Consider the following 22,718-nt stretch of genomic DNA (forward strand, 5'->3'; position numbering starts at 1 on the left):
GCACCAATCCAACCGGATGGAGTTTCCTGGTGGCGGGGTGTTGGCATGGAAGTGATTCTGCACTGCGGTGCGCATCGGTGCGCCACGACGAGTTTTCAAGGTTTCATGGCCGCACATGCCCAGGGACTGGAGAACCAGGGGCTAGTGTACTGGGGGCCTGAACGCACGCAGTCCAATGGTCTCAACAGTCTCGACAAACTGACGCCCGACATCTGCGCGGGTTTGCACCAGGAGTTGGATGCATGCAGACGCCAGGGCGCTCGGCAGGTTCTGATCAGCCAGGAGAACTTTGTCGGTTCCATGGTTCGGAACTTCGCCTACGCCTCGCTGTATCCAAATGTACTGGAGCGGGGGCAGCTTCTGGCCCAGGCCTTTGGCGGACGGGTTTCGAAGATTGCGCTGAACATCAGGTCGCTGGACATGTACTGGGCGTCGGCTGCGGATTATTTGCTCACCCGCAAGAACACATCGATAGAACCCGAGCGCTGGCAACGCATCGCAAACGGCAAACGGAGTTGGCGCAATGTCATCGCGGATTTGAGCCGTGCGTTCCCGGGCATTCCTTTTCTGGTTTTGCCCTTCGAGGAGTTCTGCGGGCAACAGCGCGCACAGCTTGAGGTTCTGACCGGTCTGTCCGTGCCGGACACGGGCCGGCGCTTTGCGCTCAACGGCACATCCCGGCCGGCCGGGCATGGGCTGAACGCCCAGCAGGCCATGAAGCTGTGCATCGACTATGCCGACGATCTCGCCTGGCTGGCCTCGGGCGCCGACGGCCTTGCCGAATTGATAACCCACACGGGAACACATGATCGCGGGACCGCGCCCGCGCAAACAGGATTGGAACAGAGGATATCGACATGACCGATATGAAGGACTGGCGCGCGCTGGCCGAAAAGGAACTGCGGGGGCGCCCCGTCGAGGACCTGACCAAGACAACGCTGGAAGGGATCGCTGTCAAGCCGCTGTACACGCAGGACGACACCGCCGACCTGCCGCACATGCATTCTTTGCCGGGGTTCGCGCCTTTCACCCGAGGGGTGCGGGCCACGATGTATGCAGGCCGCCCGTGGACCATCCGCCAGTATGCCGGCTTCTCGACGGCCGAGGAATCGAACGCCTTCTACCGCCGCAACCTCGCGGCCGGTCAGCAGGGCGTGTCGGTGGCCTTCGACTTGGCCACGCACCGCGGCTATGACAGCGACCACCCGCGCGTGGTGGGTGACGTGGGCAAGGCCGGTGTCGCCATCGACAGCGTCGAGGACATGAAGATCCTGTTCGATGGTATCCCGCTGGATCAGGTCTCGGTCTCGATGACGATGAACGGCGCGGTGATCCCGATCCTGGCCAATTTCATCGTCACCGGAGAAGAGCAGGGCCATGACCAATCGGTCCTGGCGGGCACCATTCAGAACGACATTCTGAAGGAATTCATGGTCCGTAACACCTATATCTATCCGCCGGAACCGTCGATGCGGATCATCTCGGACATCATCGAATACACCTCGAACGAGATGCCTAAGTTCAACTCGATCTCGATCTCCGGCTACCACATGCAGGAAGCCGGCGCGAACCTGGTGCAGGAGCTGGCGTATACCCTGGCCGACGGGCGCGAATATGTCCGCGCGGCCATCGACGCCGGCATGGACGTGGACAAGTTCGCAGGCCGCCTGTCGTTCTTCTTTGCGATCGGCATGGATTTCTTCATGGAAATCGCCAAGCTGCGCGCCGCGCGCACCCTGTGGCACCGTGTCATGACCGAGTTCGGGGCCAAGTCGGAGCGTTCGAAGATGCTGCGTACCCATTGCCAGACCTCGGGCGTGTCGTTGCAGGAGCAGGACCCCTACAACAACGTGATCCGCACGGCCTATGAGGCGCTGAGCGCGGTTCTGGGCGGCACCCAGTCGCTGCACACCAATGCGCTGGACGAGGCGATTGCGCTGCCCACCGATTTCTCGGCCCGGATCGCCCGCAACACTCAATTGATCCTGCAGGAAGAGACGGGCATCACCAACGTGGTCGATCCGCTGGCCGGGTCCTATTACGTCGAAAGCCTGACCAACGAATTGATCGAAAAGGCCTGGGCCCTGATGGAAGAGGTCGAGGAGATGGGCGGCATGACCAAGGCCGTGGCCAGCGGCATGCCCAAGCTGCGGATCGAGGAAAGCGCCGCGCGCCGCCAGGCGATGATCGACCGCGGCGAAGAGGTGATCGTCGGCGTCAATAAGTATCGCAAGGAAAAGGAAGACCCGATCGAGATCCTCGAGGTCGACAACCAGGCCGTCCGTGAGGCGCAGATCGCCCGGCTGGAACGCATCCGCGCGACCCGGGACGAGGCCGCCTGTCAGGCCGCGTTGGACGAACTGACCCGGCGCGCGAAAGAGGGGGGCAACCTGCTGGAAGCTGCCGTTGAGGCCGCGCGTGCCCGCGCAACCGTAGGAGAGATCAGCATGGCAATGGAAAAAGAATTCGGCCGTCATCGGGCCGAAGTGAAAACGCTGGCTGGTGTCTATGGCGCAGCTTACGAAGGTGACGAGGGCTTTGCCGCCATCCAGAAATCGATCGAGGAATTTGCCGAGGAAGAGGGCCGCCGCCCGCGTCTTCTGGTGGTCAAGATGGGCCAGGACGGTCACGACCGCGGGGCCAAGGTGATCGCCACCGCGTTCGCCGATATCGGTTTCGACGTGGACGTCGGTCCGCTGTTCCAGACCCCGGCCGAGGCCGCGCAGGACGCGATCGACAATGACGTGCATGTGGTTGGAATTTCCAGCCAGGCGGCAGGTCACAAGACACTGGCGCCGCAATTGGTGGAAGAACTGAAGAAGGCTGGCGCCGAGGACATCATCGTTATCTGCGGTGGTGTCATCCCCCAGCAGGATTATCAGTTCCTGTATGATCACGGGGTCAAGGCGATCTTCGGGCCGGGGACCAACATTCCCGAGGCGGCGCAGGACATCTTGCGCCTGATCCGCGAGGCGCGCCGCTGAACTGTGACTTGGGGGGCTGTCTGCCCCCTCTGCACGATGCCTTCGGCCTCGTGCATTCACCCCCGAGGATATTTGGGGCCAGATGAAGTGTTGGTGTCTGGCGTTTCGTGGTATCAAGTGGGGATGAGGTCGGGGCTGGAAGTTGGAGGCTCGGTCATGGAACTGGATCATCTTGCGGTGGCCGCTGCGACGCTGGAAGAGGCCGTGGCCCATGTGGAGCAAGCGCTGGGCGTGCAGATGGCGCCGGGCGGCAAGCACGCGGCGTTCGGCACGCACAACTATCTGCTTGGGTTGGACGAAGGCCTTTATCTTGAGGCGATTGCGATTGACCCGCAGGCCCCCGATCCCGGGCGGCCGCGTTGGTTTGATCTGGATCGGTTCGCAGGGCCGCCCAAGCTGAGCAACTGGATCTGTCGGGTTTCCGATTTGCAGGCCGATCTGGATGCGTTTCCGGTTGATGTGGGGCAGGTCCACAACCTTGAACGGGGCGCCTTGCGGTGGAAGATGGCCGTTCCAGAGTCGGGCCGGTTGCCATTTGACAATCTGTTCCCGGCGCTGATCCATTGGCAGGGCGATCTGCACCCGGCGGGGATGTTGCAAGCCAGTGGATGCCATCTTCGACGATTGGTCGTTTTTCATCCGGACGCGCTGACGATGGCGCGATTGCTAGGTCAGCTTGATCGGGTTGTGTTCGACACCGGGCCGGCCGCGTTGCGGGCCGAGTTCGATACACCCCACGGTGTGCGTGTGCTGGAATGATCGTCCGACCGGCTCGGACCCGGGATGCGGTGGCGATCGCGGCAATCACCAATCAGGTGGTTCGGGACACCCTGGCGACCTTTACGACCGATGAGCGCAGCCCGGCCAGTATTGCCGAGGACATCGCCGCGCGAGGGCCGGCGTTCCAGGTTGCCGAATGGCGGAACCAGGTGGTCGGGTTTGCCACCTATGGCCGGTTTCGCACCGGTCCCGGCTATGACGCCACGCGTGAACACACGATCATGTTGGACCCGCAGGCGCAGGGGCAGGGGGGCGGTCGAAGATTGATGGAGGCTCTGGAACGGGTCGCGCGGGCGGATGGGGTTCATGTTCTGGTTGCGGGGATCTCGGCCGAGAATCCCGCGGCGGTTTCCTTTCATTCGGCTTTGGGGTTCACGCAGGTCGGACGCATGCCCGAGGTGGGGTTCAAATGGGGCCGATGGCTGGATCTTGTGCTGATGCAGAAAATTCTTCGTCCGAAATGATTGGTCGCACCTGACAGTCCGGTTTGGGCGCGCTAGGGTGCGCCCATGTCGATCTGGTCCCGCATATCCGAAGCGCTGAGCGCGCTGGCCAAGGGCGAAAGCCTGGCAACGGTTTTCGAAAAGCTGCGCACTCCTCCCGAAAAGTCCGTGGCCTTCGCCATCGCCGTGATCGCGCTGGGGGCGAAGATGGCCAAGGCCGACGGGCAGGTGACGCGCGACGAGGTGACGGCCTTCCGCGAGGTATTCCGCATTCCGCCCGAGGAGGAAGCCGGCGCCGCCCGCGTCTTCAACCTGGCCCGTCAGGACGTGGCCGGCTACCAGGAATATGCCCGTAAGATAGCTCGGATGTTCTCCGAGGACAGCACGACCTTGTGCGACCTGATGGAAGGGTTGTTCCACATAGCCATGGCCGACGGGTTTTATCACCCCAACGAAAACCGGTTTCTTGAGGATGTGGCCCAGATCTTCGGCCAGTCCGAGGCGCAGTTCAAGGCGCTGCGGGCCAGGTTCGTGCCCGATGCGCCCAAGGATCCCTATACGGTTCTGGGCGTCACCCCGGATATGCCGTTGCCGGAAATCCGCAAGGTCTGGCGCAAGCTGGTGAGGGACACCCATCCCGACGCCATGATGGCGCGCGGTGTGCCGGAAGAAGCGATCCGTCTGGCCGAGAAGAAGATGATCGACATCAACCGCGCCTGGGACGAAATCAACGGCGCGCGGGCCTGAGCGATGCGGCTGGCGACCTATAATATCGAATGGTTCGCCAACCTGTTCGATCGCCACGACAAGCTGGTCGTCGATGATAGCTGGTCGGGGCGGCGCAACGTCACCAAGGCACAGCAGGTCGAGGCCATCGCGACGGTTCTGACCGCGATCGACGCGGACGCCATCCTGATCGTAGAAGCGCCCAATACCGGCAGCAGCCAAAACACCGTGCGCGCCCTGCAGGAATTTGCCGAGGTGTTTGGCCTGCGCACCTCGCAGGCGGTGATGGGTTTCCCGAATGACACCCATCAGGAGCTTGCCCTGATGTACGACCCAGACAGGCTCAGCGCCCGTCACGACCCGATCGGAGACCGCGAGACGGACGGGTTCGCCGGCGACGCGCCCCGGTTTGACGGTGAATTTCGCATCGACCTGGACATCGACGCGACCGAAGACATCGTCCGGTTTTCGAAACCACCGGTGGAACTGGCCGTCAAAACGGCGGACGGGCTCGAGTTTCGGATGATCGGCGCGCATCTGAAATCCAAGGCGCCGCATGGGGCGGACACGCCCGAGCAGGCGATGCGGATTTCGATTGCCAATCGACGCAAGCAGTTGGCCCAGGCGGTGTGGCTGTCGCATCGGGTCAAGGCGCATCTGGCTGCGCACGAACCGGTGGTTCTGCTGGGCGATCTGAATGATGGGCCGGGGCTGGACGAGTTCGAAAACCTATTCGGGCGATCCTCGGTCGAGATCCTGTTGCAAGCCGGCCTGTTTGACCCCCACGCGGCCCAAGCCTGCCGGCCCCGACCGGGGTGGATCCCGTCGACCGCCCGCTTTCCGCGGCCTGAAGAGGGCCAATATCTCGAGGCGCTGCTGGACTACATCATGGTCAGCCCCGATCTGAAGGCACGTCGCCCGGTCTGGCGCATCTGGCATCCGTTGCGGGACGAGCATTGCTGGAGCGTTCCCGAATTGCGCGAAGCATTGGTCACCGCGTCCGATCATTTTCCGGTCACTATGGATATCGACCTCTAGCCCTTTCAACCTGATCGTCCGCCCCTTATCTTGGACGCATGAAGCATCTTGTTCTGACCGTTTCGCTCGCTTTGGCTGCCCTGCCTGCCGCCGCGCAGGAGCCTCAAGGCAAATCCCTGATGGAGCAGGGGGCCGAATTGTTCTTTGAGGGGTTGCGCCGGGAACTGGAACCGGCGCTGGAGGATCTGCGCGATCTGGCCGACCAGTTCGGCCCGGCGATGCAGTCCTTCCTGCAGGAGATGGGCCCGGCGCTGGCCGAACTGGCGGCGCAGGTTCAGGATTGGAGCGCCTATGAGGCGCCCGAGATGCTGCCCAATGGCGACATCATCATCCGCAAGAAGCCCGAGCCGCCTTTGCCGGAAAGCCCCGCACCCGAGGCTGAAGAAGACCGACCCGAGGGCGAAGACGTCACGGATATCTGACCGCCCGGGTCATTTCTGGATGATGACGCGCGGTTCGGATTTCAACGCATCGGCCAGCGAGTTGAACCGTGCCTCGGCGACCTCGTTGAACAGCGGGCTGAGCGAACCGGGCAGATACAGTTCAAGCTCGCGTTTCTTTGGGTAGAACCGTAGCTTGCCGATGGCGGCGTCATTCTGCATCCACAGCATTGCCCCGAACCGCATGGCCTTGCCCAGAATCTCGGCCTGTTGCTGGTCTTTCTCGTCGAGCAGCTCATAGAGCGGCGCGAACCGGTTGCCGTGGCGTTTGTTGCGGTATCTGTGTTGCAGCGCCAGACCGATGAAGACCCGTTCGGAATGTTTCAGCCCGCCAAGATTGGCACGGGTCACGTTGTCAAAGCAGACCTCGGCCCGGTAATCAGGGTGGGCGCGCCAGCTGACGTCATGCAGCAGACAGGCGGCCTTGATCAATCGGATCCGAGATTCTGGCGCCGAACGGAACAGCGGCATCACGAAATCGAACAGGTGGCGGCCGAACCCCGGCAGTCGGGCGTCCTTCTGCTCGGAAAACCGGCAGGCCTCGATCAGCGGGTCCCGGTCGCGCAGGATCTGGGGCATCTGTTCATACAGAAGCCCTTCGCGTATGCCATAGCTCGAGATGGCGATGTCCTTGGGTTTGAAGGTGCGGATTAGGCGCGACAGCACATCCATCGCATAGGGAACCAGCGCCATGCGCGAGGCCGACACCCCGGCCCGCGACCGCAGCTTTTCGGCGTCGTTTTTTTCGATGAACTTGATCGTCTCGCGAACCTGCTTGGTGGTCATGCGGTATTCATGCAGCACGTTCAGCGGATAGCCACGGCGCAGCATGTCCAGCCGAGCGAAGGCCCGCCAACTGCCCCCCACAAGGAACAGCCGGTCGCGCTGCGGCCCCAGCTTGTCACGCAGGGCCTCCATGGTTTCCTTGATATGTGCCTTGCGCGCCCGTCGCCCGCCCTTGATATCGCGCAGCTTCAGCGGCCCCAAGGGCGAGGTCACGCAGCGCCCGACAGAGTTGCCGCCGATCTCGGCCAGTTCCATAGAGGCGCCACCGATGTCGCAGATCAGCCCGTAGGCGCCGGGCCAGCCCAGCAGCACGCCCTGAGCGGACAGCCGGGCCTCTTCCTCGCCGTCGATGACCGACACGTGCAGGCCAGTCTCGGCCCAGACCTGGTCGCAGAAATCGGGGCCGTCCTCGGCCTCGCGCACGGCGGCGGTGGCCACCACATGAAGGCCGGGTAGGTCCAGATCGCGCGAAAGGTGTTCGAACCGGCGCAGGGCGGCCAACGCACGTTCACGCCCGCGCGGGTTCAATCGCCCGGTTTCCGCCAGCCCGGCGCCCAGTTCGCACATCACCTTTTCGTTGTAAAAGTAGGCCGGCGAGCGCGCCGCGCCGTCAAAGATCACCATCCGCACCGAGTTCGACCCGACATCGACCACTCCGACCCGCGACAGGTCGCGAATCCCCGGGTCGTCGAACAATGGTCTTCCGAATGATCCCCAATCCGGAATCCTGGCTGCAATCTGTTCCATGTTCTTCCCCGGGGTCCCTTCCTGCGCAGGATGCGAAATCAGACCCAAACGGTCAATCGCCGGTGATGATTTCGTCGACGTCCTTGTTCAGCACGCGGACGGCCAGTGCCCGGGTGATTTCGCGCTTTTCCATCAACGCGACGTGATCCAGTTGGGCCACGACCTCGGCGGCGGTCTCGAACCGGCGGTCCATGTGCTTGACCAGATAGGCGATCACCTCGGGGCCGGGGTTCAGTTGCCGGTCCACGAACAGCTTGGCCAGAACCGCGCCCAGCAGCGCATCGTCGGGCGGGTCCAGGGCCACGTGATGCGCGCCCTCGACCCGGCTTTGCAGATCGGCCAGGGGCAGTTCCCAGAACCTCGGCGCCAACCGTCCGGTCATCAGCAGCGCATGCCCTTCCGCCAGAACAAGGTTGTGCAGGTGAAACAAGGTTTTCTGCCGTTCGATGTCGCCCGCGATCATCGGCACGTCCTCGACCGCGACCGGCGACCGCGCCAGGGCGGGCACCAAATCGTGGTGCAGGTCTGCCGCCGACACGATCCGCCCCCCGGTTTCGGCCGCCCAGACATGGGCCAAATGGGTTTTGCCGGACCCAGCTGGGCCGGACAGGACCAGCTTGTTGCCTGGCCATGAATTGGCCGAGATCATAGCCACCGCCAGCGCATTGGCCGGTGATACAAAAAAATCCTCGCGTCCCAGCGCGGTCTTGGCTGGAAGATCGAAACTCAGTTGTCTGGCCATTTACTCGCTTTCCCGGTCCAGCTCGTCATGCCCCCGGTAGAGGCGGCCTGCCAGATATTGCGAAGTGGCGAAACGTGCAAGCACGCCCAGCGACGCCGCGACCGGAACCGCGATCAACATGCCCACGAATCCGAACAGCGATCCGAAGACCGACAGGGCCAGCAGCAGCCACACCGGGTGCAACCCGACCGAGCTGCCCACCAGCTTGGGGGTCAGTAAATTGCCCTCGACCACCTGGCCGATGGCGAAGATCCCGGCCACCAGGCCGATCGATGCCCAGTCGCCCCAGAACTGGAACAGCGCCAGGCCGATGGCCAGCGTTCCGCCGATCAGGGCGCCCAGATAGGGAATGAAGGTGACCAGCCCCGCGATGAAACCCACGATCAGGCCGAACTGCAGGCCTACGATCATCAGCGCTACCGCATAGTAGGTGCCCAGAATCAGGCAAACCGACCCCATTCCGCGCACGAAAGACGCCAGCACCGCGTCGATTTCCGAGGCCAGACGGCGGATGGTCGGCGCATGGTCACGGGGCAGAAGCTGGTTGATGCGGGCAATCATGTGATCCCAGTCCAGCAGCAAATACACCGCCACCACGGGCACGATCACCAACAACAGAACCACGTTCACGGCCGATCCCACCGAGGCGACGACCGTTTCAAGGATGTCGCCGGACTTTGCCTTGAGGGTTTCGCTCAGCGACATCAGGAATTGATGCGTGTTTGACTCACTGTCCAGAAGCGCGGGAAACCGCTGTTCGACAAAGGTGCGTAGTTGTTGGAACAGGGTGGGCAGGGTTTCGACCAGATCGGCCAGTTGCGTGATCAGCGCCGGAACCACCATCAGGATTATCAGAAGAAAGGTCAGCACGCCGATAATCGTGATCGTTGCGGTCGCCGCCGCACGCGACAGACCCAGGCGCTCTAGCCGATCGGCCAGGGGGTCGAGGAAATAGGCGATCGCGCCGCCGATGACGAAAGGCAGCAGGACATCTCCCAGCAGCCAAAGCACCAACACGAAAACGACCGCGGCCACGCCCCAATATTTCAGCTGGTCCCGAACCGGCAACGCCATCATGGTCTCCTGTCTGCAGGCCTGTGGTTGTTCTTGGACGATGCAACCTTGTGATGCAAGCGCTTCATGAGACGGGATTTTGGCGTGGCGGACAAGCGGTGCACCGGTTTCGACGTGGTTTGATCAAAGGCACAGCCGCCTGGCCACGAACCGGCGATTGGGTCATTGTCCGATTGCCCCCGGCGGGGCTTTCGCATAATCACGTGTCCGTGGAATTCTCACCTGCAAGGTAAAAACATGCGCCTCAGCCGTTATTTTCTGCCCGTTCTCAAAGAGAACCCCGCCGAAGCCCAGATCGTCAGCCACCGGCTGATGCTGCGCGCCGGGATGATCAAGCAGGCCGCCGCCGGGATCTATTCGTGGCTACCGCTTGGCTTCAAGGTGCTGCGCAAGCTGGAAAACATCGTGCACGAGGAGCAGATCCGCGCCGGGCACATCCCGATCCAGATGCCGATCCTGCAATCGGCCGACCTGTGGCGCGAATCCGGGCGTTATGATGACTACGGCCAGGAAATGCTGCGCATGAAGGACCGGCACGGCCGCGACATGCTCTATACGCCCACGGCCGAGGAACTGGTCACCGACATCTTCCGCGGCCATGTCAGCAGCTACAAGGACCTGCCGCTGACGCTCTACCAGATCCAGTGGAAGTTCCGCGACGAGATCCGCCCGCGTTTCGGCGTGATGCGCGGCCGCGAGTTCTACATGAAGGACGGCTACAATTTCGACCTGACGAAAGAGGACGCGCTTCACGCCTACAACCGCCACCTGGTCAGCTATCTGCGCACTTATGAACGCATGGGTCTGCAGGCGATCCCGATGCGTGCAGACAGCGGCCCGATCGGCGGTGACGACACGCATGAATTCCTGGTGCTGGCCGATACCGGCGAATCCGAGGTGTTCTATGACAGCGCGGTCACCGACATCCGTCTTGGCGAGCGCGACATCGACTATGACGACAAGGCTCAGTGTCAGGCGATCATGGAGGAGTTCACCTCGCTCTATGCCCGCACGGACGAGACCCATGACGAGGCCCTGTTCCGGCAGGTGCCCGAGGAACGCCGCCGCAGCGCGCGTGGCATCGAAGTGGGGCAGATCTTCTATTTCGGCACCAAGTACTCCGAGCCTATGGGCGCCACCGTGCAAGGTCCCGACGGCAAGCAGGTTCCGGTGCATATGGGCAGCCACGGCATCGGCGTCAGCCGCCTGATCGGCGCGATTATCGAAGCTAGCCACGACGACAAGGGCATCATCTGGCCCGAGGGCGTGACCCCGTTCCACTGCGGCATCGTCAACCTGAAACAGGGCGATGACGAGGCCGACGCAGCGTGTGACAAGATCTACAAGGCGCTGACCGCGCTGGGGCTCGAGCCGCTCTATGACGACCGCAACGAGCGGGCAGGGGGCAAGTTCGCCACGATGGACCTGATCGGCCTGCCCTGGCGCATCACCGTTGGCCCGCGCGGGCTGAAGAACGGAGTGGTCGAGCTGACCAACCGCCGCACCGGCGAAAGCGAAGAGCTGAGCCCCGAGGCCGCCGTAACCCGCATTGCCGAGATCTATGAGCGCACCGCCTGATACCGGTGACGCGCCGCTGATCTCGGTGATCACGGCAACTTGGAACCTGCTGTCCCAAGGGCGTCAGGACACGTTTCGTCGCGTCATCGAATGCATGGCGCGGCAGAATTGCGACCGTTCCGAGCACATCATTCAGGACGGAGCATCGTCGGACGGGACGGTCGAATTTATTCAGGACTTGATCGCCAACGCTCCGCGCACGCGCCTGATCAGTGAACCGGACCATGGCCTGTACGACGCGATGAATCGCGGCGTCGAAGCGGCACGCGGCGAATATGTCCTGTTCCTTAATTCCGACGACTCGTTGGCCGCGGATGATGTTCTGAACCGGGCGGCCGAGCGACTGACCGCGACCAGTCCCGACTATCTATTCGGATCAACCCTTCACCGGTCCGCGGACGGCGGCGAAAAGATGGAAAAACGGATGTCGGTCAAGGCCATCCTTCAGCGTATGCCGTTTTGCCATAACTCTGTTTTTTTGCGGCGAGATGCTTTTCAGGAATTGGGGGGACACGACTCTCAGTTCCGCATCGCTGGTGATTATGACCTGATGCTGCGACTGGTTGCCGGGGGCTATCGCGGCGAAAGGATGGATGAGCCGATTTCATTGTTCTGGGACCGCGGCGAGACCAGCGACCAGCAAGCGACGGGACGGGATTATGCCCGCGTCTGGCAACGGTTCTTTGCCGATTATCGCGCGGCACAAGGCTTGGATCTGGATGATTTTGCAGAGTTCTATCGCCGCGGGCATATGCCGGCAAACCTGCTTATCGAGGTGCTGAGGCGCCAGGAAACGCCGCTGCCGATCCGGCGGGCAGCAAAACACAGCCTTGCCAAATCTCTGCGCCGGTCCGTCCAGTTCTGGCGGCGGTACTAGGACCCGCCCGTCGCCGGACGCGCGCGAAGCAGTTCACCATCCGCCTTGTCACCTCGGGCGACGACGACGGGGCGACCCAAACGACGGACCAGATCCTTCAATTCGATGTCCAGAAACCGCAACCCGCAAAGCCGTTTTCCGGTCGCTCGGTCCATCAGGCACATGCGCCCGCTTTGGAATGCCAGGCGATAGCCTTTTTCGCGCAGCGTGTCGGCAAGACCGGCCCAACTGGCCGCGCCGGCAAACAGCGGTCGAATGACGGCCCGCAATAACGCTGCGGTTTCGCAATCCATGTCCTGAGATATGATCGTCGTGGCTGGCGCACCAACCTGTTCAATTTCCTCTTCAATATTCATGAGCGACCCCCGCTCTTTAAAATGTATTCCCCCACAATCAGGGTGCCAAAATTTCTCAAAAGAAGCAAAATGCGAAACAAAGTTGCTGTGAAAATGTTGCATTTCAAGTTCAGTTTACTGCCTGAACCTCACATTGATTTCATACCTGAAACAATAAAGGCCTGTCTGAGATGGGCTTCACAACCAGCGGTATAATCGTCTTTCACATATCATCTGTTGCTGGAATTTGAGCCCGACGGCTGATTCTGCGCCAACGCGGTAAAGCAGATTTGGCGGCAGGTCGAGAAGCTGATACAGCGGCGCCGAGTGATTGTGAAAGGCAACCCGACCGTGCTGAGTTTTGCCACGATAGTGTATTCCAAGGATTACCCGCTGCTCGAGTTGCAGGCGCGTTCCTTTGCGCGATTTGCTGATCCGGCCAAAGTTGCTTCCATCCATGTGGTTCTGAACGACGTGGACGAAACCGCATTGCGGGCGCGTATCGAGCCCATATTAACGGCCTATGGCCCTTTGCAATCCAAGGTTCGGGTCGTCGGGGGCGATGACATTCTGCTTGGGGCAGGTCAATGCGTCAGGCGTTCACTGGGCGACCGGCTTCTGGTTGAAGGACGGCACCGAATCCCTTTCGTGCGAAAAGGGGGCTGGCGCGGCAACAACGGATACCGCACGCAACAGGTGCTCAAGCTGGGCGCCGCACGGATCGCCGAGGCGGAGCAGATGGTTATCCTGGACACCAAAAACCTGTTTCTGCGGTCTTTCAATGAGGCAGAATTCTTTGTGGATGGCGGAGCCGCCCGGATCCCGTTGATTTCGGTCAACAGCGACTTTCACCGCAACTGGCTGCGGCAGAGCCTGGACGCTTTGCAGGTCACCGTCCCGGACATTGAGGCGTTGAAGACCACGACGTTTTCGACGCCGTTCCCAGTGCGCAGGTCGTTGGTGTTGGAGGTGTTGGACGAGATCAACGAACGCTACGGTTCGGTGCAGTCGCTCTTCGGGTCGCGCCGGAGACCCTCGGAATTCATGCTGCTGAATGCGTTTTGCCTCCGGTCGGATCTGACTTTGCGCCCGTGGTTCGAGGACGCACCCAGCACCGCGCTGGGGCTGTGGCCGACCTATTCGCAACAGAAGCTGGAAGGCCTGATTGCCAGGATCGACGAACCGGAACTGTTGAGCCTCGGCCTGCACAACCGGGCGGTTTCCATGCTGACACCTGAAACCCGAGATCGCTTGTTCGAGGCCTTGGCGCGACGAGGGATTAGTGATCGTGAGACGACCCAGTCTGTGCTGGATGCAACTTCGTCGCTAACCGGTTGAACGGGCGCGCGCATCCAGAACCGGCTTGACCATCCAGCCAAATCCCGAAAATGTCCCCACCACAGATTTGCCGGAGCAGGAATGGCCAGAACACCCCCTCCCTTTGCCGCCTTCGAATGGAAGATCGCCTGGCGCTATCTGCGCGCCCGGCGTGCCGAGGGCGGTGTAAGTGTGATGACATGGATCTCGTTGATCGGGATCACTCTGGCCGTTTTCGCGCTGATCGCAACGCTGGCGGTCCGGTCCGGGTTCCGGTCCGAATTCGTGGGCACCATTCTTGGGGCCAACGCTCACGTTACAGTTTACTCGGCCGGAGAACTGGACGCGCACGGGCAGGTGGATCGCACCATCGTTGAATACGACGCCATGGCCGAGCGCATCGCGCAGGTGCCGGGCGTTCAACGCGCCGCGCCGTTGGTCAAGGGGCAGGTCCTGATCACAAACCGAGATCGCAGCAGCGGCGCCGAGGTGTTCGGCATCCGCCCCGATGACTTGCTCAACCTGCCCGGCATCGCCCAAAGCGACCAAGCCTATGGCGATCTGTCCCGGTTCGAGGAGGGAATCGCCATCGGCTCGGGCGTGGCCCGCGCCATCGGCGCCACGGTTGGTGATAGGGTCAAGCTGACCACGCCCAACGGGGTCAAAACCGCCTTTGGCACCTCGCCCCGTGTGAATGCCTATGAAGTCGTCTACGTGTTTTCGGCCGGGCGCTATGACATCGACCGCACCCGCGTCTACATGCCGTTTTCCGAGGCGCAGAGCTTTTTCAATCGCGAGGGCGTCGCCGACGAGATCGAGGTTATGGTCGACGGTCCCGAGGACCTGAACCCGATCCTGATCCCGATCCTCGAGGCGGCGGGCGAGCGGGTGCAGATCTGGACGTGGCTGGATGCGTCGGGTGGTTTTCTGCGCGCGCTCGAGGTCGAGGACAACGTGATGTTCATTATCCTGTCGATACTCGTGCTGATCGCGGCGATGAACATCGTGTCAGGCCTGATCATGCTGGTCAAAAACAAGGGCCGCGACATCGGCATCCTGCGCACCATCGGCCTCAGCGAGGGCTCGGTGCTGCGCGTGTTCTTCATCTGCGGTGCGTTCACCGGGATCATCGGCACCGCGATGGGCGTCATTCTGGGCTGCCTGTTCGCGCTCTATATCGACCCGATCTTCTCTTTCGTGAACTACGTGATGGGCGGCGGAGTTTGGGATCCAGCGATCCGCGGCATCTATGCCTTGCCGGCCGAGCTGCACCTGTCGGACGTGCTCAAGGCGGTTGGGATGTCGCTGGGCCTGTCCTTCTTCGTCACCTACTTCCCGGCCCGCCGCGCGGCGCGGCTGAACCCGGTCGAGGCGCTGCGCTATGAATGATGTGACCTTGCGTCTGACCGGCCTGACCAAGACCTATCTGAAAGGCACGCCCGCCGAGGTGCAGGTGCTGCGCTGCGCCGATCTGGAACTGCGCGCCGGCGAGGCGGTGGCACTTGTGGCACCCTCGGGGGCGGGCAAGTCGACCCTGCTGCACATCGCCGGTCTGCTGGATACGCCGGATTCCGGGACGGTCGAAATCGGCGGGCAGGACGCGACCGGCAAAGGCGACCGCACCCGCACCGCGATGCGGCGGCGGGATGTGGGTTTTGTGTACCAGTTCCACCACCTGCTGCCGGAATTCACCGCGCTGGAAAACGTTGTGCTTCCGCAATTGGCGAATGGCGTATCCGAAAGGGCGGCCAAGGCCCGCGCGATGGATTTGCTGGGCCTTGTCGGTGTCGCCGAACGTGCCGACCACCGCCCGGCGGCCCTGTCGGGTGGCGAGCAGCAGCGGGTGGCCTTCTGCCGGGCCCTGGCCAATGAACCGCGTGTCCTGTTGGCGGACGAGCCAACAGGGAATCTGGACCCGGATACCTCGGATCAGGTCTTTGCCGCGCTGATGGATCTGGTGCGCGAGTCCGGCCTGTCGGCGTTGATCGCCACGCACAATGTTGACCTGGCGGCGCGCATGGACCGGATGCTGCGGCTGGACGGGGGTGTGCTCAGGCCAGCTGAGTGATCGCGACACCCACGGCCATCACCGCGATCCCGCCGGCGCGCATTAGGGTCAACGGGGTGATCTGCGCTCCGAAAAGGCCGAAATGGTCGATGGCCGCGGTGCTGATCAACTGCCCCAGCAGCACGAAGAAGACCGCGTTGCCCACACCGAAATGCGGCGCGACATGGGTGATCGACAGGACGTAGAAGGCAATCAGAACCCCGGCCAGCAACAGGTGCTTCGGCGTGTGCGCGACTTTGGCCACAGCCTGCGTGCCCGGCCCCAGCAGCATCACCAGCGCCGATGCGGCAAAGGCCACGGCAAACAGGATCACCGCCGCGACGGTCGGCGACCCGATCAACTTGCCAAAGGCCGCATTCAGCGCCGCAAGGATTGGCACGCCGATCCCGGCGGCCAGCATGATGGCTGCGTATTGTGTCATTGCCCCGGTCCTTGTCGCCTGTTTCGTTGATCTGGATCATTGCGGCTTGCACCGGTCCGGGCAAGTCTGCATTTGCCGGACTGGATGGAGGAACGCGATGAAACTGCTGACATTTGCAACGCTGGCTCTGTTGGCCGCCCCGAGCGTCTGGGCGCAGGACGTCGGGACGGGCGGAGAGCTGTACCTGCATCACTGCGCCACCTGTCACGGGCTGGATGCAACCGGCCACGGCCCGATGGCCGGCGTGCTGGTCATCCAGCCCACAGATCTAACGGCGCTGAGCGGCTCGGACGGCGTTTTTCCCACCGAACGGGTGGTCAAACGCATCGACGGGCGCGATCCGCTGGTCAGCCATGGCAGTCCGATGCCGGTCTATGGCCCCTATTTCGAAGGGCAGGACACCGCGATCAAGGCGCCGACGGGCCAACCGATCCTGACCAGCAAGCCCATTGCCGACCTTGTGGCCTATCTGGAGACTTTGCAGGGTGGATGATTCTCAGCGGCAGATGCCCTGAACCTTTGCACCGCTCCAGGGAAGGATCACGTCGCTCTCGCGCCGGTCGCCGGGCAGGGCGGCAAGGTCGAGATACTTGTCCAACATCTCGTGCAGGCGTCGGGTGCGCGGCGCGTTAGGGTCCAGCGCGCGGCAGCAGACATATTCCTCGACGATGGCCCCCTGCTGTTCAAACCCAAAGTCCAGAAAGTCCGCCGAGTTGTCCAGGTCGAACAGGTATGGATCCTTGCGCCCGCCATGCTCGGCCGCGGCGCGCAAGGGGTGATAGCCTGTCACCGCGCGGTTCTGCCACTGCCAGACATGGGTCAGCTCATGCGCCAGCAGCATCGCGGCCACCAGGTTGATCCGATCGGGATAGCTGGCCATGTAGTCTTCGAGATACCAGTCCCGCGTAAAATACACTTGGTTGAACAGGGCCACGGCCGCGGGTTTTCCGGTAACGGTCTCGGTCTTTATGGGGGGCAGAATGCGTTCGCGGCAGGCCAGCCGAGGGCGGGCCTTGCGCTCATAAGTGATCGCAGCCACCGGGGCACCCTGGACCAGCCGCACTCGATCCAGGTCCAGCGTGTCGCCCTGCACCTGTGCGGCAAAGGCCTTTTCCCGCTCGGTCAGCGGACGACCGCAGGACAGAAGCGTCAGCGCGACAAGGATCAGAGCCAGCCGGATCATGATGTAAGCCTAGCCCGGCAGGGCAGGGCCGCAAGCGGTTTTCAAAGGCTCATGGCCAGAACCCGGCTGATTTCCGTCAGCGACCGGCCCGATTGATCCATCCATGTGTTGAACGCCGTTTGCACGGCGGTCATCGCCCTTTTCGAGGTGGTGGGCTTGTCAATCACCCCTTCGGCGATCAGGCGGGCCGTGACGTCGCGCGACAGGATGAAACTGTCGCGCCCGGCGAACCGCATCGCGTACTGGGCCGAGGCACCGCCCAGCCGAGATCCGCGCCGGGCCAGCATCTCGAGCAATCCGACATAGTCGGTCGAGGGCCAGCCGCCCAGCACCTTGCCTGCGCCGCCCTCGGCGCGTAGTTCCAGCAGAAAGGCGGCGTTGTCGCGCACCGTGGCGATCTTGGCTCCATTGCGCACGATGCGGGTATCCTGCAGCAACGCGTCGAATTTTTCGTCATCCATGAAGGCGCAGCGCCCTACGTCGAACCCATTGAAGGCGGCTTCGAATCCGTCCCACTTGGCCTCGATGACCTTCCAGTTGAACCCGGCCTGAAAGATGCATTTGGTCAAGATCGACAACCAGCGATCATCGGGCATCCGGGCCAGTTCGTCCGTTGATTTGGGGCGGGTCAGCTTCTGCTCGAGCGCGTCGATCCCGCCGTGCCGATCAGCCGCCAGACCATAGATTTCGTCGAAATGGTGCATGTGTCGACCCTCCGGCCAGAATGTTGCCCGTTTGTTCCTATTTGTGCAACCCTGGCCTGAATAGGGAGGATATTCAAACGGGCTGAGTCCGGGAAAACCCGGTATTTTTTCATGCACTGCGAAAGAAATGCTCGACAAATGACGGGAATCGGGTTTGTGATTGACTGGTCAATCAATAACCTGCCGTACCGAAACCGGACGCGCGCGGCAGGATCTTGATGTTCCAACCGGAACGGAAGGGAGGCGGGACCGGCAAATGTTTCAAGTCAGTCCAAGTGTTCACTTTTCTTTTCCGGCCAAATTTGTGCATGTTGCGACATGGTCATGTCATCAGGCATGTCACCCGGCGGGCCAATCCTGCCGGGGTGGGCAAAACAAGGAAGACAGGGAGCAAATCCATGAAAAAACTCAGTGTTAGTCTGCTGGCGGTGGTTGCCGCAGGCGCAGTTCACGCGGCCGAGATGGGCGCGGTGGACGAGCCGATCAAACTGGCCATCAACGAATGGACCGGCCAGCACGTGACCACGCATGTCGCGGGCGAGATGCTCGAGGCCGCCGGCTACAAGGTCGAATATGTGACCGCAGGCATGATGAACCAATTCCAGGCGCTGGCCGATGGTGACATCGACGCAACGCTCGAAATCTGGTCGTCGAACGTGTCGGACGAGTATGCCAAGAAGATCGCCGAGGGCACCGTGGTCGAGATCGGTGATCTGGGCCTGGATGCCAAGGAAGGCATCGCGTATCCGGCGCATGTGGCTGATCTCTGCCCGGGCCTGCCGGCTTGGGAGGCGCTGAATGACTGTGCGCAGGTCTTCGCCACCGCAGAAACGCTGCCGATGGGCCGTCTGGTCGACTATCCGGCCGACTGGGGCACCCCTGGCGCCGATCGTATGGCGGGACTGGATGTGCCGTTCAAAGCCGTGCCCGCCGGATCCGAAGGGGCGTTGATCGCCGAGCTTCGTGCCTCGACCGAGCGCAAGTCGCCGCTGTTGATCACCTTCTGGCAGCCGCATTGGGCGATGTCGGCCTATGACGTGAAATTCGTCGATCTGCCGCCGGGTGAAGAGGCCTGTTTCACCGATCCGGCCTGGGGCCCGAACCCCAATGCCGTGAATGACTGCGACTTTGCGCCCTCGCGCATCTTCAAGGCCGCCTGGAACGGCATGGCCGACAAATGGCCGGCGGCCTATGAGATCCTGTCGAACTATCAACTGAGCGTCGAGGATCAGCAGCCGATGATGGGCGCGATCGATGTAGATGGTGGCAAGGTCGAAGAGGTCGTGGCCGACTGGATGGCCCAGAATGAAGACAAATGGCGTCCGGTCGTGGACGCGGCAACCAAGTGAGCCGCCTAAGTGACTGACGCGAATACGCCAGCCATTGCCTGCCGGAATCTCTGGCAGGTCTTTGGCCAAGGTGCGGAGAAAGCCCTGACCGACGCGCTGGCTCGGTCAGGGGACGACGCTGAAAAGGCCGCCGCCGAGCTGCGCGAACACGGGTTCATTCCCGCCGTGCAGAACGCCAATTTCGACGTTCGCGATGGCGAACTGTTCGTCATCATGGGGCTGTCGGGGTCGGGCAAGTCGACCCTCATCCGCTGCATCTCGCAGCTGTTGCCAGGGACGGGCGGTGAAATCCGCATTGACGGCGACAACGTGCGCGGTGCGCCCAAGAAGAAACTGACCGAGCTGCGCCGCAGGAAGATGGGCATGGTGTTCCAGCATTTCGGCCTGTTTCCGCACATGACGGTGGCCGAAAACGTGGCCTATCCGCTGCGCGTGCAGGGCGTGGGGCGCAAGGAACGTTTGGCCCGCGCGCAGGAGGTCATCTCGCTGGTCGGTCTCGAAGGCCGCGAAGAGAGTTTCCCGCGGCAATTGTCGGGCGGTCAGCGTCAGCGCGTGGGCATCGCCCGCTCGTTGGCGGTGAACCCCGACATCTGGTTCCTGGACGAGCCGTTCTCGGCGCTGGACCCGTTGATCCGGCGGCAGCTGCAAGACGAATTCCTGCGCATTCAGGCGACGCTGAAGAAATCCATCGTCTTCATCACCCACGACATTGCCGAGGCGCTGAAGCTGGCCGACCGCATCGCGATCATGCGCGACGGCAAGATCGTGCAGATCGGCACGCCCTCGGACATCGTTCTGCGCCCGGTCGACGATTACGTGCGCGAGTTTTCCAAGGACGTGGCCAAGGGCCAGCACGCCAAGGTCGCCTCGGTCATGCATCCAGGCGATGCCGAGCGCGGTCCGGATGACCCTGGCCTGACCGTCAACATGACGCTGGACGCGGCGTTGGCCCGCTGCATGGCCTTGTACGAGCCGGTGCCGGTGCATGACGAAACCGGCGCGATCGTCGGCACGGTGAATCCTTTGGACCTCGCCGCAGCCTTGCAGGTGGATGACGCATGACCGTTGCAGTTGATGTTCGCACGCCCGCGCGGGCGCACCTGACGGCAGGGGCACAGGCGGCGCTGATCACGCTGATCATCGGAGCGCTGTGCCTGGCGCTTGAGCCACACGCGCCCTGGCTGGTCAAATGGCCCGCGACGTGGGAGGTGCCGGCCACGCAATGGGTGGGCGCCTTCCTCGACTGGTTCCTGAACGCAATCAAACCGGCGGCCCGGCTGTTTTCCGACCTGATGGCCTATCCGATGAACTGGGCCAATTTCGTGCTGGGCCACACGCCCTGGCCGATCCTGATCGGGCTGGTGACGGCACTCGGCTGGTATCTGGGTGGGTTGCCCATGGCGGCGCTGGGCTTTCTCGGCCTCAGCTTCGTGCTGGCCTCGGGCTATTGGGCCGAGAGCATGAACACCTTGGCGCTGGTGGCTGTTTCGGTCCCGGTCGCGCTGATCGTTGGCAGTGCAATTGGCATTCTGGCCAACGAAGTGCCTCGGGTGAAATCAGTGGTTCAGGCGGTGCTGGACATCATGCAGACTGTACCGACTTTTGCCTATCTGACGCCGTTGCTGCTGCTGTTCGGGTTTGGCCCGGTGGTGGGGCTGATCGCCTCGGCCATCTACGCGGCGCCGCCGATGGCGCGCAACGTGATGCTGGGGCTGGAGCGCGTGGAGCCCGAGATCAAGGAAGCCGCCATCATGTCGGGCGGCACTCGGTTCCAGCAGCTGTTCCAGGTGGAAATCCCGGCGGCGGCGACGCAGATCATGGTGGGTGTGAACCAGTGCCTGATGGCGGCCCTGTCGATGGTGATCATCGCCGCGGTCATCGGCGGGTTCAATGACATCGGTTGGGAGGTCCTGCTGACCATGCGCAAGGCGCAATTCGGTGAATCTCTGCTAGCCGGCATGGTGATCGTTGTCTTTGCCGTGGTGATTGACCGCATGAGCGGCACCCTCGCCACTGAACGCAATCGTCACGACAACCGCGTTGTCTGGGCGGTTATTGGCTTTGCAGTCCTGTTTACGCTGCTGTTCTGGGCGCGGCTGCCCAACCCGTCCGAGCTGACGCTGCTGGATCCGGTCGCGCAGGCGGTGGACACCGGCCTGACAGCCTTTACCCAGGATAACGGGCCGTGGCTGGATTCGCTCAAGAACAACTCGATGTTCTATGTGCTGCTGCCGCTGCGGATCGGTCTGAGTCAGGCGGTTCTGCCCTTTACCTGGGGGTTCCAGTGGACCCCGGGCATGAGCTATGGCCTGTTCGCCGCCGGTGCGGTGATCGCCTTGCTGATGGCGTGGCGTGGGCACCTGACCGGCGGTCTGGTCACGCTGATCCTGATCGGCATGCTCGAGACGGGCATCGCGAATCTGCCATGGCCCTTCGTTCTGACTGGCGTGGCGGCGTTGGGCTGGGTGGCGGGCGGTTGGCGTCTGGCGGCGCTGTCGGTGGCGCTGCTGAGCACGATCCTGATCTCGGGCCTGTGGGAGAGGGCGCTGCTGTCGCTCTATCTCAGCGGTGCGGCGGTGTTCTTCTGCGCCGTCGTCGGCGGGCTGATCGGCCTCGCCAGCGCGGTCTGGTCGCCAGTCTGGAGGATCGTGCGCCCGATCTGCGACATGCTGCAGACGATTCCCCTGTTCGTGTTCCTGATCCCGGTGCTGATGGTGTTCCAGATCGGCGAGTTCTCGGCCTTTCTGGCGATCTGCGCCTATGCGATCGTGCCGATGATCCGCTACACCCGTCACGGGCTGGTCAACACCCCGGACGAGATGATGGAGGCCGCGATCGCCAGTGGAGCGACCGAGTGGCAGATCATGCGCGACGTGCGTGCGCCCTATGCTGCGCCCACGATCCTTCTGGGGCTGAACCAGACCATTCTCTATGCCTTTGCTATGCTGGTGATCGCGGCGTTGATCGGCACGACCGGTCTGGGCCAGTCGATCTATCTGGCGTTGGGGCAGGCGGATGTGGGGCTGGGCATTTCGGCCGGGGCAGCGATGGCCATTCTGGCGCTGATCGCCGACCGCATGGTTCAGGGATTTGCCGAGGAACGCCGCAAGGCGCTGGGCCTGTAAC

23 protein-coding genes are annotated in these 22,718 nt (G+C 62.5%); 16 read left to right on the top strand and 7 right to left on the bottom strand.

The features are described from left to right. The first annotated feature begins 45 nt into the window (after positions 1 to 45). The 7 genes from AC2FMM_RS02240 (at position 46) to AC2FMM_RS02270 (ending at position 6,393) form a co-directional block, all read left to right on the top strand. Positions 46 to 861, top strand: coding sequence for a hypothetical protein (locus AC2FMM_RS02240; protein ID WP_496795677.1), 816 nt, complete (start codon positions 46 to 48; stop codon positions 859 to 861). Then, a complete protein-coding gene (gene scpA, locus AC2FMM_RS02245; RefSeq protein ID WP_496795678.1) occupies positions 858 to 2,984 on the top strand; it encodes a methylmalonyl-CoA mutase in 2,127 nt (708 codons plus the stop codon). The genes AC2FMM_RS02240 and scpA overlap by 4 nt, the downstream gene beginning before the upstream one ends. Before the next feature lie 156 nt (positions 2,985 to 3,140). Beyond that, the gene (locus tag AC2FMM_RS02250) at positions 3,141 to 3,743 is read left to right on the top strand and encodes a VOC family protein (RefSeq protein WP_496795679.1); all 603 of its coding nucleotides are present in this window, start codon (positions 3,141 to 3,143) and stop codon (positions 3,741 to 3,743) included. Continuing rightward, positions 3,740 to 4,228: a GNAT family N-acetyltransferase gene (locus AC2FMM_RS02255; RefSeq protein ID WP_496741024.1), complete on the top strand. Its 489-nt coding sequence runs from the start codon at positions 3,740 to 3,742 to the stop codon at positions 4,226 to 4,228. Before AC2FMM_RS02250 ends, AC2FMM_RS02255 begins: the two co-directional genes overlap by 4 nt. A gap of 45 nt (positions 4,229 to 4,273) precedes the next feature. After that, a complete protein-coding gene (locus AC2FMM_RS02260; protein WP_496795680.1) occupies positions 4,274 to 4,954 on the top strand; it encodes a TerB family tellurite resistance protein in 681 nt (226 codons plus the stop codon). A gap of 3 nt (positions 4,955 to 4,957) precedes the next feature. Next, a complete protein-coding gene (locus AC2FMM_RS02265) occupies positions 4,958 to 5,971 on the top strand; it encodes an endonuclease/exonuclease/phosphatase family protein (RefSeq protein WP_496741022.1) in 1,014 nt (337 codons plus the stop codon). A 38-nt stretch (positions 5,972 to 6,009) separates the two neighbouring features. Beyond that, positions 6,010 to 6,393 carry a hypothetical protein gene (locus AC2FMM_RS02270; protein WP_496678755.1) on the top strand — a complete coding sequence of 128 codons (384 nt, stop codon included), beginning with the start codon at positions 6,010 to 6,012 and terminating at the stop codon, positions 6,391 to 6,393. A 9-nt stretch (positions 6,394 to 6,402) separates the two neighbouring features. Here AC2FMM_RS02270 and AC2FMM_RS02275 read toward each other — a convergent pair whose 3' ends face one another. From AC2FMM_RS02275 to AC2FMM_RS02285, 3 genes are read right to left on the bottom strand one after another with little or no spacing between them, the layout of a single operon-like run. Further along, positions 6,403 to 7,944, bottom strand: a complete 1,542-nt coding sequence (locus tag AC2FMM_RS02275) for a Ppx/GppA family phosphatase (RefSeq protein ID WP_496795681.1) — start codon at positions 7,942 to 7,944, stop codon at positions 6,403 to 6,405. Positions 7,945 to 7,996: 52 nt separating this feature from the next. After that, positions 7,997 to 8,686, bottom strand: coding sequence for an HdaA/DnaA family protein (locus AC2FMM_RS02280; RefSeq protein ID WP_496795682.1), 690 nt, complete (start codon positions 8,684 to 8,686; stop codon positions 7,997 to 7,999). Beyond that, positions 8,687 to 9,760 (bottom strand): AI-2E family transporter, encoded by a 1,074-nt coding sequence (locus tag AC2FMM_RS02285; RefSeq protein ID WP_496795683.1) that lies wholly within the window; start codon positions 9,758 to 9,760, stop codon positions 8,687 to 8,689. Positions 9,761 to 9,997: 237 nt separating this feature from the next. Between AC2FMM_RS02285 and proS the strand changes: the two genes are divergently transcribed. Next, entirely contained in the window at positions 9,998 to 11,338 is a 1,341-nt protein-coding gene (gene proS, locus AC2FMM_RS02290; RefSeq protein ID WP_496795684.1) for a proline--tRNA ligase, read from the top strand. Next, complete coding sequence (locus tag AC2FMM_RS02295; RefSeq protein ID WP_496795685.1) at positions 11,322 to 12,215, top strand: glycosyltransferase family 2 protein; 894 nt, start codon at positions 11,322 to 11,324, stop codon at positions 12,213 to 12,215. Before proS ends, AC2FMM_RS02295 begins: the two co-directional genes overlap by 17 nt. Here AC2FMM_RS02295 and AC2FMM_RS02300 read toward each other — a convergent pair. Beyond that, entirely contained in the window at positions 12,212 to 12,673 is a 462-nt protein-coding gene (locus tag AC2FMM_RS02300; protein WP_496795686.1) for a hypothetical protein, read from the bottom strand. The two genes, AC2FMM_RS02295 and AC2FMM_RS02300, sit on opposite strands and share 4 nt — an antisense overlap. A gap of 204 nt (positions 12,674 to 12,877) precedes the next feature. Here AC2FMM_RS02300 and AC2FMM_RS02305 point away from each other — a divergent pair, with 204 nt between their 5' ends. The 3 genes from AC2FMM_RS02305 to AC2FMM_RS02315 all read left to right on the top strand — a co-directional run bounded on the left by AC2FMM_RS02305 (position 12,878) and on the right by AC2FMM_RS02315 (position 15,935). Then, complete coding sequence (locus AC2FMM_RS02305; protein WP_496795687.1) at positions 12,878 to 13,888, top strand: DUF6492 family protein; 1,011 nt, start codon at positions 12,878 to 12,880, stop codon at positions 13,886 to 13,888. An 81-nt stretch (positions 13,889 to 13,969) separates the two neighbouring features. Next, complete coding sequence (locus AC2FMM_RS02310; protein WP_496678769.1) at positions 13,970 to 15,256, top strand: lipoprotein-releasing ABC transporter permease subunit; 1,287 nt, start codon at positions 13,970 to 13,972, stop codon at positions 15,254 to 15,256. Next, positions 15,249 to 15,935 carry an ABC transporter ATP-binding protein gene (locus AC2FMM_RS02315; protein ID WP_496711517.1) on the top strand — a complete coding sequence of 229 codons (687 nt, stop codon included), beginning with the start codon at positions 15,249 to 15,251 and terminating at the stop codon, positions 15,933 to 15,935. The genes AC2FMM_RS02310 and AC2FMM_RS02315 overlap by 8 nt, the downstream gene beginning before the upstream one ends. Here AC2FMM_RS02315 and AC2FMM_RS02320 read toward each other — a convergent pair. After that, positions 15,919 to 16,356 (bottom strand): DMT family transporter, encoded by a 438-nt coding sequence (locus AC2FMM_RS02320; RefSeq protein WP_496795688.1) that lies wholly within the window; start codon positions 16,354 to 16,356, stop codon positions 15,919 to 15,921. The two genes, AC2FMM_RS02315 and AC2FMM_RS02320, sit on opposite strands and share 17 nt — an antisense overlap. Positions 16,357 to 16,453: 97 nt before the next feature. Between AC2FMM_RS02320 and AC2FMM_RS02325 the strand changes: the two genes are divergently transcribed. Continuing rightward, the gene (locus AC2FMM_RS02325) at positions 16,454 to 16,849 is read left to right on the top strand and encodes a c-type cytochrome (RefSeq protein WP_496795689.1); all 396 of its coding nucleotides are present in this window, start codon (positions 16,454 to 16,456) and stop codon (positions 16,847 to 16,849) included. Between the two features lie 3 nt (positions 16,850 to 16,852). Here AC2FMM_RS02325 and AC2FMM_RS02330 read toward each other — a convergent pair whose 3' ends face one another. Both AC2FMM_RS02330 and AC2FMM_RS02335 read right to left on the bottom strand, forming a co-directional pair. Continuing rightward, positions 16,853 to 17,539 carry a hypothetical protein gene (locus AC2FMM_RS02330; RefSeq protein ID WP_496678775.1) on the bottom strand — a complete coding sequence of 229 codons (687 nt, stop codon included), beginning with the start codon at positions 17,537 to 17,539 and terminating at the stop codon, positions 16,853 to 16,855. 41 nt (positions 17,540 to 17,580) lie between these two features. Continuing rightward, a complete protein-coding gene (locus AC2FMM_RS02335) occupies positions 17,581 to 18,243 on the bottom strand; it encodes a DNA-3-methyladenine glycosylase I (RefSeq protein ID WP_496685941.1) in 663 nt (220 codons plus the stop codon). 398 nt (positions 18,244 to 18,641) lie between these two features. Here AC2FMM_RS02335 and AC2FMM_RS02340 point away from each other — a divergent pair, with 398 nt between their 5' ends. The 3 genes from AC2FMM_RS02340 to AC2FMM_RS02350 are packed head-to-tail and all read left to right on the top strand — an operon-like array spanning position 18,642 to position 22,717. Next, entirely contained in the window at positions 18,642 to 19,592 is a 951-nt protein-coding gene (locus AC2FMM_RS02340; protein ID WP_496685942.1) for an ABC transporter substrate-binding protein, read from the top strand. Between the two features lie 9 nt (positions 19,593 to 19,601). Next, positions 19,602 to 20,654 (top strand): quaternary amine ABC transporter ATP-binding protein, encoded by a 1,053-nt coding sequence (locus AC2FMM_RS02345; protein ID WP_496795690.1) that lies wholly within the window; start codon positions 19,602 to 19,604, stop codon positions 20,652 to 20,654. Then, the gene (locus AC2FMM_RS02350; RefSeq protein ID WP_496795691.1) at positions 20,651 to 22,717 is read left to right on the top strand and encodes an ABC transporter permease; all 2,067 of its coding nucleotides are present in this window, start codon (positions 20,651 to 20,653) and stop codon (positions 22,715 to 22,717) included. The genes AC2FMM_RS02345 and AC2FMM_RS02350 overlap by 4 nt, the downstream gene beginning before the upstream one ends. Position 22,718: the final 1 nt, after the last annotated feature.

Source organism: Ruegeria sp. BHSC043 (genome assembly GCF_059612985.1).

Bases quoted from the DNA above. Each gene is read 5' to 3' on its own strand.
- AC2FMM_RS02240 (WP_496795677.1), top strand. From the start codon at position 46: ATGGAAGTGATTCTGCACTGCGGTGCGCATCGGTGCGCCACGACGAGT.
- scpA (WP_496795678.1), top strand. From the start codon at position 858: ATGACCGATATGAAGGACTGGCGCGCGCTGGCCGAAAAGGAACTGCGG.
- AC2FMM_RS02250 (WP_496795679.1), top strand. From the start codon at position 3,141: ATGGAACTGGATCATCTTGCGGTGGCCGCTGCGACGCTGGAAGAGGCC.
- AC2FMM_RS02255 (WP_496741024.1), top strand. From the start codon at position 3,740: ATGATCGTCCGACCGGCTCGGACCCGGGATGCGGTGGCGATCGCGGCA.
- AC2FMM_RS02260 (WP_496795680.1), top strand. From the start codon at position 4,274: ATGTCGATCTGGTCCCGCATATCCGAAGCGCTGAGCGCGCTGGCCAAG.
- AC2FMM_RS02265 (WP_496741022.1), top strand. From the start codon at position 4,958: ATGCGGCTGGCGACCTATAATATCGAATGGTTCGCCAACCTGTTCGAT.
- AC2FMM_RS02270 (WP_496678755.1), top strand. From the start codon at position 6,010: ATGAAGCATCTTGTTCTGACCGTTTCGCTCGCTTTGGCTGCCCTGCCT.
- AC2FMM_RS02275 (WP_496795681.1), bottom strand. From the start codon at position 7,944: ATGGAACAGATTGCAGCCAGGATTCCGGATTGGGGATCATTCGGAAGA.
- AC2FMM_RS02280 (WP_496795682.1), bottom strand. From the start codon at position 8,686: ATGGCCAGACAACTGAGTTTCGATCTTCCAGCCAAGACCGCGCTGGGA.
- AC2FMM_RS02285 (WP_496795683.1), bottom strand. From the start codon at position 9,760: ATGGCGTTGCCGGTTCGGGACCAGCTGAAATATTGGGGCGTGGCCGCG.
- proS (WP_496795684.1), top strand. From the start codon at position 9,998: ATGCGCCTCAGCCGTTATTTTCTGCCCGTTCTCAAAGAGAACCCCGCC.
- AC2FMM_RS02295 (WP_496795685.1), top strand. From the start codon at position 11,322: ATGAGCGCACCGCCTGATACCGGTGACGCGCCGCTGATCTCGGTGATC.
- AC2FMM_RS02300 (WP_496795686.1), bottom strand. From the start codon at position 12,673: ATGCAACATTTTCACAGCAACTTTGTTTCGCATTTTGCTTCTTTTGAG.
- AC2FMM_RS02310 (WP_496678769.1), top strand. From the start codon at position 13,970: ATGGCCAGAACACCCCCTCCCTTTGCCGCCTTCGAATGGAAGATCGCC.
- AC2FMM_RS02315 (WP_496711517.1), top strand. From the start codon at position 15,249: ATGAATGATGTGACCTTGCGTCTGACCGGCCTGACCAAGACCTATCTG.
- AC2FMM_RS02320 (WP_496795688.1), bottom strand. From the start codon at position 16,356: ATGACACAATACGCAGCCATCATGCTGGCCGCCGGGATCGGCGTGCCA.
- AC2FMM_RS02325 (WP_496795689.1), top strand. From the start codon at position 16,454: ATGAAACTGCTGACATTTGCAACGCTGGCTCTGTTGGCCGCCCCGAGC.
- AC2FMM_RS02330 (WP_496678775.1), bottom strand. From the start codon at position 17,539: ATGATCCGGCTGGCTCTGATCCTTGTCGCGCTGACGCTTCTGTCCTGC.
- AC2FMM_RS02335 (WP_496685941.1), bottom strand. From the start codon at position 18,243: ATGCACCATTTCGACGAAATCTATGGTCTGGCGGCTGATCGGCACGGC.
- AC2FMM_RS02340 (WP_496685942.1), top strand. From the start codon at position 18,642: ATGAAAAAACTCAGTGTTAGTCTGCTGGCGGTGGTTGCCGCAGGCGCA.
- AC2FMM_RS02350 (WP_496795691.1), top strand. From the start codon at position 20,651: ATGACCGTTGCAGTTGATGTTCGCACGCCCGCGCGGGCGCACCTGACG.